General features: G+C 65.5%; 7 protein-coding genes. 5 read left to right on the top strand and 2 right to left on the bottom strand.

Annotation, left to right across the window (positions count from 1 at the left end; translation table 11 throughout):
* Positions 1 to 117: 117 nt before the first annotated feature.
* Both ABGA94_RS17205 and ABGA94_RS17200 read right to left on the bottom strand, forming a co-directional pair.
* Positions 118 to 297: a 30S ribosomal protein THX gene (locus ABGA94_RS17205; RefSeq protein WP_004150462.1), complete on the bottom strand. Its 180-nt coding sequence runs from the start codon at positions 295 to 297 to the stop codon at positions 118 to 120.
* A gap of 110 nt (positions 298 to 407) precedes the next feature.
* Positions 408 to 821 (bottom strand): MerC domain-containing protein, encoded by a 414-nt coding sequence (locus tag ABGA94_RS17200; RefSeq protein WP_005415804.1) that lies wholly within the window; start codon positions 819 to 821, stop codon positions 408 to 410.
* Between the two features lie 135 nt (positions 822 to 956).
* Here ABGA94_RS17200 and ABGA94_RS17195 point away from each other — a divergent pair, with 135 nt between their 5' ends.
* The 5 genes from ABGA94_RS17195 to ABGA94_RS17175 all read left to right on the top strand — a co-directional run bounded on the left by ABGA94_RS17195 (position 957) and on the right by ABGA94_RS17175 (position 7,397).
* Positions 957 to 3,164 (top strand): TonB-dependent receptor, encoded by a 2,208-nt coding sequence (locus tag ABGA94_RS17195; protein ID WP_005415803.1) that lies wholly within the window; start codon positions 957 to 959, stop codon positions 3,162 to 3,164.
* A 169-nt stretch (positions 3,165 to 3,333) separates the two neighbouring features.
* A complete protein-coding gene (locus ABGA94_RS17190; RefSeq protein ID WP_065186389.1) occupies positions 3,334 to 3,771 on the top strand; it encodes a hypothetical protein in 438 nt (145 codons plus the stop codon).
* Between the two features lie 221 nt (positions 3,772 to 3,992).
* The gene (locus tag ABGA94_RS17185; protein ID WP_005415802.1) at positions 3,993 to 4,559 is read left to right on the top strand and encodes a TetR/AcrR family transcriptional regulator; all 567 of its coding nucleotides are present in this window, start codon (positions 3,993 to 3,995) and stop codon (positions 4,557 to 4,559) included.
* The gene (locus tag ABGA94_RS17180) at positions 4,559 to 6,232 is read left to right on the top strand and encodes an MFS transporter (protein WP_375367841.1); all 1,674 of its coding nucleotides are present in this window, start codon (positions 4,559 to 4,561) and stop codon (positions 6,230 to 6,232) included. The genes ABGA94_RS17185 and ABGA94_RS17180 overlap by 1 nt, the downstream gene beginning before the upstream one ends.
* 10 nt (positions 6,233 to 6,242) lie before the next feature.
* Complete coding sequence (locus tag ABGA94_RS17175) at positions 6,243 to 7,397, top strand: HlyD family secretion protein (protein ID WP_262221977.1); 1,155 nt, start codon at positions 6,243 to 6,245, stop codon at positions 7,395 to 7,397.
* The last annotated feature ends 55 nt before the right edge of the window (positions 7,398 to 7,452 follow it).

Genomic DNA, 7,452 nt, shown 5'->3' with positions numbered 1-7,452 from the left:
GAGCCCACGCTCGGCTGCATTGCGCCAGCCGGGCATGGGCTCGGCTCTGCAAAATCATGCATAAAAAAACGCGGCGCCAGGCGCCGCGTTCTTCCTTGGACCAGTCGCGCGGCCGGATCAGGCCTTGGCGACGGCCTTCTTCGCCACGGCCTTCTTCGCCGGAGCCTTGGCCACGGTCTTCTTGGCAACCGGGGCGGCGGCGCCTACGGCGACCTTGCTCGCGGTATGCGAACGGGCGTTGCCGTAGCTGGCGTTGTAGCGCTTGCCCTTGGCGGTCTTGCGGTCACCCTTACCCATGTCTTCAACTCCTCAAGTGTGAAATCTGGTTACCCCGTACTGACACGGGTTCGGCGGGGCCGCCTTGCTGGGCGCCCCCGCGCACGATCGAAAATCCTATCATGGAGCGCCTAGTGCGCGCAGCTGGCGTCGTGTACGTGGCCGTGGTTCAGGCGCAGGTTGACCAGATGGGCAACGCCCACCAGCAGGCCACCGATGGTCATCACCACCGCATGCGGCACGGCGTTGTGATGCAGCGGCTCGTACAGCACGCCGGCCCACAGCGCGACCAGGCCGGGGATCAGGAAGCCCAGCGCACGCAGCGCGCCATGGCGGCGGTAACCCCAGACCAGACTGAACAGCCCAAGCAGGGTCACGAACAGCACCAGGGCCTGTTCAACGCCGTCGCTCAGCCAGAACGACAGGCCCAGCGAGGGCGCTGCCGCCAGCAGCACCGGGATGACTGCGCAATGCACCGCGCACAGCATCGAACCGGTGGCACCGAAACGGTCGAGCAGGTGGCGCAGGCGTGAGGACAAGGACATGACTTCCAGCAGGGTCGGCGAATCGTTATGGAATAATATAACATCCCTTCCCGACCCGCACGCTTTCCCTCCCCCTGTCCCATCGACGGGATTCGTGCGCCCCGTGATTGATACAGTGTAACAAAGGACCCATCCATGCCCGCCCACACCGCACGGCTCAAGCCGCATTCCCTGGCCCTGGCCCTCGCCGCCCTGCTGCCGTCCGTCGCCTTTGCAGCCGGTCAGGACACCGCCCATCGTGACCGCCACCTGACCGAGCTGTCCTCGGTGCAAGTCACCGCGTCGCCGCTGCAGGGCGATGCCGAATCCCTTGCGCGCCCGGTGGAGGTGCTGGCCGGTGAGCGCCTGGACGAACAGAAGGCCGGCACCCTCGGCGATACCGTGGCCAAGCTGCCCGGCGTGCAGAGCACCTTCTTCGGGCCCGGCGTCGGGCGCCCGATCATCCGCGGCCAGGAAGGCCCACGCGTTGCGGTGCTGTCCAACGGCATGGGCAACATGGATGCATCCACCGTCAGTGCGGACCATGCCACCAGCATCGAGCCGTTCCTGGCTGACCAGATCGAAGTGCTGAAGGGCCCGGCCACGCTGCTGTTCGGCAGCGGTGCCATCGGTGGTGCGGTCAATGTGGTCGACGGCCGCATCGCGCGCGAGCTGCCCGAGCGCCCGCTCAGCGGCCGCGCCGAGCTGCGTGGCAATTCGGTGAACAACGAGCGCAGCGGCATGTTCCGCCTCGATGGCGTCAGCGGCAATGTCGTGCTTCATGTGGACGGCCTGGTGCGCAATGGCGACGACTACCGCATTCCCGGCTATGCGGTGATCGACAGCCTGGAAGACCACCACGACGACCACGACCACGACCACGCGGGCGAGGAAGGCGAAGAGCCGCGTCGCGGCCGCCTCGACAACAGCTCCATCCGTACCCGCGCCGGCGGCGTCGGCGCCACCTGGCTGGGCGAAGGCGGCTACTTCGGCGTGTCGGCCAGCACCTACCGCACCAACTACGGCATTCCCAACGGCGCACACGTGCACGCCGACGGCGACGATCACGGCCATGACCACGGCCACGACCACGGCGATGAAGAGGAAGGCGGCGACGAGCATGACGTGCGCATCGACATGGTGCAGAACCGCTTCGAGACCAAGGCCGGCATCTACAACCCGGTCTCGTTCCTGAAGAACATCAACGCACGCGTGGCCTACACCGACTACGAGCACGTGGAGCTGGAGGCCGGCACGCCCTCCACCCGCTTCACCAACCGTGGCATCGAAGCGCGCCTGGAAGCGGTGCAGCAGCAGATCGGTGGTTGGGACGGCGCCTTCGGCCTGCAGTTCGGCAACAGTGATTTCGGCGCCAAGGGTGAAGAAGCGTTCGTACCGGATACCGGTACGAAGAACATCGGCCTGTTTGTACTGCAGGAAAAGCAGTTCGGCCCGTTCAAGCTGGAACTGGGCGGCCGCCACGACCAGGTCAAGCTGGACCCGACCGGTGACTACCGGCGCCGCACCTTCGGCGCCACCAACCTCTCGGCTGCCGGCATCTGGAAGCTCAACGACGCGGTCGACCTGCGCATCGGCGTGGACAGCTCCGAGCGTGCACCGACCAACGAAGAGCTGTACGCCGCCGGCGCGCACATTGCTACCCGTTCGCTGGAGATCGGCGACGGCAACCTGAAGACCGAGCGCGGCCAGCGCGTGGAGCTGGGCATCCACACCCACAGCGAGCGCCTGGACTTCTCCGCCTCGGTCTACCAGACCAAGTTCAAGGACTTCATCTACCTGGCCGACACCGGCGTTACCGAGGGCCTGCCAGTTCGTGCGTGGACCCAGCAGGACGCGGTGTTCCGCGGCGCCGAGGCCGAAGCGCTGGTGCACCTGTTCGAGGGTGGCGCCGGTGACTGGGACCTGCGCCTGTTCGGTGACTACGTGAAAGCCAAGCTGGATGGCAGCGGCAGCCGCAACCTCGACATTGCCGTTCCGCATGGCGACCACAACCACAACTACAGCGTGGAACTTGCCAACACCGGCTACCTGCCGCGCATCGCCCCGGCCCGCGTCGGTGCCGACCTGCGCTGGTCGAAGGACGGCTGGCGCGCCTCGGTCGGTGCGGTGCGTTACAGCCGCCAGAAGGACGTCGCGCAGAACGAGGAGCCGAGCAACGGCTACACCCTGGTCGACGCGCACCTGGCCTATCGTTGGGACCGCAACGCCAGCAACAGCTACGAGGTGTTCCTGGATGGCAGCAACCTGACCAACCGCGAAGTGCGTCCGCATACCTCGCTGCTGCGCGACTACTCGCCGCTGCCGGGCCGTGGTGTCGCGTTCGGCATCCGCGCGTTCTTCTGATCGGCTTACGCCGTCGGAACATTACCCGAGGGGGCCGAAAGGCCCCCTCTTTTTGTCGTATATGGCATGAACTGGTGAAAGCGGCGCACTACCAATGCGTCACCATCTACTACGCGGCTAGACTCAGCCCGGTATCAATCCAATAGAAAAACTGAGCGGAAACACTTGCATGACCATGAGTCTCGATGCCGAACTGAAAGAACGCATCCTTGCAATCGCCAAATGCGGGAGAACCGCTTGGCTGGCCGGTGACATCGCGGAGGCAGAGCATCGCTTCCTTGAAAGCTGGGACATGATTCCAGAGCCCAAGTCATCCTATGACCACGCCCAGAGTTCATCGTATGGAATAGCAGTTTTCTATCGCGATACCGCCCAGTTTGAGAAGGCCAGAGCGTGGGCGATGGTCGCCAGAGAAATTTATGGACAAGGAGAAGCCTCAAGCGAGTACATGGACGAGCTCCTTGCAACGATTGAGTTCGAATCGGGAAACCTTGATGCAGCCTACGCGCTGTTCGAACCGCAGCACCGCAAGTACGGCAGACGTGCCTTTGAGGGCCATGAGAAGGGGTTCATTGATTTCATCAAGAGCAGGAAGAAGGCCAGATGAGCGGATCAGCCACCGGCTAGCCGCATCCGTTCCGGCTCCAAGCCTTTTCATCCACGCATGGCGTGGATCTACAGCAACTCCAGCGGTGGGCCTTCGGGCCCCGTTTTCGTTCAGATTCTCACCATCACGCATCCGTCACAAAGATGTGCGTACCACAACAAGCGGACAATCCCGTCACTCAATGTCTCGCCAAACGGACACTTTTGTCCGAAAATAACTCCATGACCGCCCAACGTGCCGATGCTGCTGCCCGCCGTGCCCTCATCCTCGACGCCGCCGATCATGTCTTCGGCCAACATGGCGTCACCGCCCCGCTGGATCTGGTGGTCGAACGCGCCCAGGTGGGCCGCGCCACCCTGTACCGCAACTTCCCCGACCGCACCGCGCTGATCCAGGCGCTGCTGCAGCGTACGGTCGACCGCATCCGGCGCCAGGTCGAACAGCTCGGCGACCGCGACGACGCCCTGTTCGAGGTGTTCGAGGGCATGGCCCAGCGCATCATCGATTCGCCGGCGCTGGCCGATTACTGGCGTGCGGTCGATTCGGACGTGCCGGCCATGCGCGCGGCGCGCGAGACCGTGCGCGACCTGCTGGAGGAGCCGATCGCCCGCGCCAAGGCCGCCGGGCTGTGCCGTGCCGATCTGGAGAAGACGGATATTTCACTGATCTCGGGCATGCTGGGCGCAGCCCTGCGCGGCAAGACCCGCGACGAGCGCGCCCACCTGGCCGGGCGTGCCCTGCAGCTGCTGCGCGGGGGTCTTCAGGGAGCAACCAGCGAGGCCCGCTGATGGTCCAGCCGTATCTGAAGCCGGTTCCGGATTGGGAGGAGCACGAGAAGCCGACCATGCCCGGCTCGGCGTCGATGCCCTGGCACCCACCGTACCGGCGTGTGGCTTATGCGCTGGTATCGCTGCTGGTGGCGATCACCGGCGGGCTGGGCAATGCGCTGGTCACTGCCAACCTGCCGTTCCTGCAGGGCCAGCTGGCGCTGACCCCGACCCAGGGCAGCTGGCTGGTGGCGGCCTATGCAATGGTCAATGTCACCGCCAACCTGCTGGCCTTCAAATTCCGCCAGCAGTACGGCATCCGCCTGTTCGCCGAAATCGGGCTGGGCCTGTACGCGGCGCTGGCGGTGCTGCACCTGTTCGTCGGCAGCTTCGAGACCACGATGCTGACCCGTGCCGCCAGCGGCTTCGCCGGCGCGGCCTGTTCGACCTTGGGCACGCTGTACATGCTGCAGGCCCTGCCCCGCCGCTTTACCGGCAACCTGCTGGTGGTCGGCGTCGGCCTTTCGCAGCTGGCGGTGCCGATCGCCTGGATCGTTTCACCAGGCTTGGTGGATACCGGCCAGTGGCACCAGCTGTATTCGTTCGAGGCCGGCCTTGCGTTGTGCGCATTCGCCGCCGTAGTGGTGTTGAAGCTGCCGCCCGGCATCCAGGTGAAGGCCTTCGAGCCGCTGGATTTCCTTACCTTCGCGTTGCTGGCGCCGGCGGTTGCGCTGCTGGTGATCGTACTGGCGCAGGGCTACACCCGTTGGTGGCTCAACACGCCGTGGCTGGGCTGGGCGCTGATCGCCTCGATCGTGCTGTCCACCACCGCCTTCATCATCGAACACTACCGGCGCAATCCGCTGCTGCAGACACGCTGGCTGGCCAGCCTGCCCGTACTGCATTTCATCGTCGGCGCGTTCCTGATCCGCTTCCTGACCACCGAGCAGTCCTACGGCGTGGTCAACCTGATGCGCACGCTCGGCATGGGCCCTGATCAGTTGCGGCCGCTGTTCGTGGTGATTCTTGCCGGCGTGATCACCGGTATCGCCGGCACTGCACTGACTTTCGGGCCCAAACGGCTGATCCCGCAGCTGCTGATGGCGATCCTGCTGCTGGGCGCTGCCGCCTTCTTCGACCAGCACCGCACCAGCCTGGATCGGCCGCACGACTTCTACGCCAGCCAGTTCCTGGCCTCGGTCGGTGCCGGCATGTTCATGGGCCCGCTGATCATGCTCGGCATTTCCGCTGCGTTGAAACAGGGTGTGGACCACATGATCACCTTCCTGGTGACGCTGTCGATCACGCAGACGCTGGGCGGCCTGGCAGGTTCGGCGGTGCTGGGGACCTTCCAGCTGCATCGCGAGCAGTTGTACTCCAGCGCGTTGACCAGCCAGCTCGATCCCGCCGATCCGGTGGTGGCGCAGCGCCTGCGCATCCAACAGCAGCTGTATGCCGCCCAGATCACCGACCCGGTGCTGCGCAGCGCGCAGGGCAGCGCGCAGCTGGCGCAGACCACTCGCCGCGAAGCCAACGTGCGCGGCTTCAATGATGTGTTCACGCTGAGCGGCTGGCTGGCGATCGGCTTCCTGTGCTGGTTGCTGCTGCTGTCGCTGCGCACCGCCGTGCTCAAGCAATGGCGCAAGCGCCACCCCACTTCACCCGTTGCGGCCACCCCGGCCGCGCACCGCTGAGTCCTCCGCCATGCCCCCCGTTCCGCCCCGATCCGACGACGCCGACAATGTGACGCCACCGCCGCCGACCGACGCGGCACCTGCGCCCACGCCCGTTGAACCGGCAGTCGCGCCGAAGTATCTCAAGCCCAGCGCGCGCAGCGTGGTGGTGATGGTGGTGGTGGCCCTGCTGGGCATTGCGCTGATCCTGCGCGCCTGGCATCTGTGGCCGTTCACCAGCAGCGTGATGGTGACCGACAACGCCTATGTGCGCGGCCAGATCACCGTGATGGCGCCACAGGTCAACGGCTATGTGACCGAAGTGCTGGTGAAGGATTTCCAGCATGTGAGGCAGGGCGAGCCGCTGCTGCGCATCGATGACCGCATCTATGCCCAACGCGTCGCCCAGGCGCAGGCGACGCTGGACAGTGCGCGTGCGGCGCTGGCCAACTCCGACCAGTCGCAGGCGCAGAACCGTGCGCAGATCGCCTCGGCGCGCGCCACGCTCTCGGCCGGCCAGGCCGAACTGCAGCGCTCGCGCAACGAGCTGAAGCGCTACGAGGAACTGGCCGCGCAGCAGCTGGTGTCGATCAATGACCGCGACAAGTTCCGCACCAGCCAAGCCTCGGCGCAGGCCAGCGTGCAGCAGTCGCAGGCGCAGATCCGAATCGCCGAGGAAACACTGGTGTCGACCCAGGTCGCGCGCAAGAGCCTGGAGGCCCAGGTGGAAAGCGCACAGGCGCAGCTGGAACTGGCCCGCATCGACCTGGCCAACACGGTGATCCACGCACCGCGCGACGGCCAGATCAGTGAAGCCAGCGTGCGCGTGGGCCAGTATGTCGCCGCCGGTTCGCAGCTGCTGTTCCTGGTACCTGACACACTGTGGGTGGTGGCCAACTACAAGGAAGGCCAGACCTGGGGAATGGCGATCGGCCAGCCGGCCACGTTCTCGGTCGACGCGTTCCAGGGCCAGGTGCTGCGCGGCCGCGTGCAGGAGATCGCGCCCGCCACCGGATCGGAGTTCAGCGTGTTGCGCCCGGACAATGCCAGCGGCAACTTCACCAAGGTAGTGCAGCGGCTGCCGGTGAGGATATCGATCGATGAAGGCCAGAAGCTGGCCGCGCAGCTGCGGCCTGGCATGTCGGTGATCGTGCGGGTGGATACCGCAGGCAAGCCGATGGACTAGCGTTTGTCATGAAACGGGGGTCAGATCCCTTTTGCCAAGGCAAAAGGGATCTGAC

This window comes from Stenotrophomonas sp. 3diitr2024 (assembly GCF_042136455.1).
GTDB lineage: Bacteria > Pseudomonadota > Gammaproteobacteria > Xanthomonadales > Xanthomonadaceae > Stenotrophomonas > Stenotrophomonas sepilia.
Note: the sequence above shows the minus strand (reverse complement) of the source record. Positions and strands in the feature narration are given on the sequence as shown.

Bases quoted from the DNA above. Each gene is read 5' to 3' on its own strand.
- ABGA94_RS17195 (WP_005415803.1), top strand. From the start codon at position 957: ATGCCCGCCCACACCGCACGGCTCAAGCCGCATTCCCTGGCCCTGGCC.
- ABGA94_RS17175 (WP_262221977.1), top strand. From the start codon at position 6,243: ATGCCCCCCGTTCCGCCCCGATCCGACGACGCCGACAATGTGACGCCA.
- ABGA94_RS17205 (WP_004150462.1), bottom strand. From the start codon at position 297: ATGGGTAAGGGTGACCGCAAGACCGCCAAGGGCAAGCGCTACAACGCC.
- ABGA94_RS17180 (WP_375367841.1), top strand. From the start codon at position 4,559: ATGGTCCAGCCGTATCTGAAGCCGGTTCCGGATTGGGAGGAGCACGAG.
- ABGA94_RS17190 (WP_065186389.1), top strand. From the start codon at position 3,334: ATGACCATGAGTCTCGATGCCGAACTGAAAGAACGCATCCTTGCAATC.
- ABGA94_RS17200 (WP_005415804.1), bottom strand. From the start codon at position 821: ATGTCCTTGTCCTCACGCCTGCGCCACCTGCTCGACCGTTTCGGTGCC.
- ABGA94_RS17185 (WP_005415802.1), top strand. From the start codon at position 3,993: ATGACCGCCCAACGTGCCGATGCTGCTGCCCGCCGTGCCCTCATCCTC.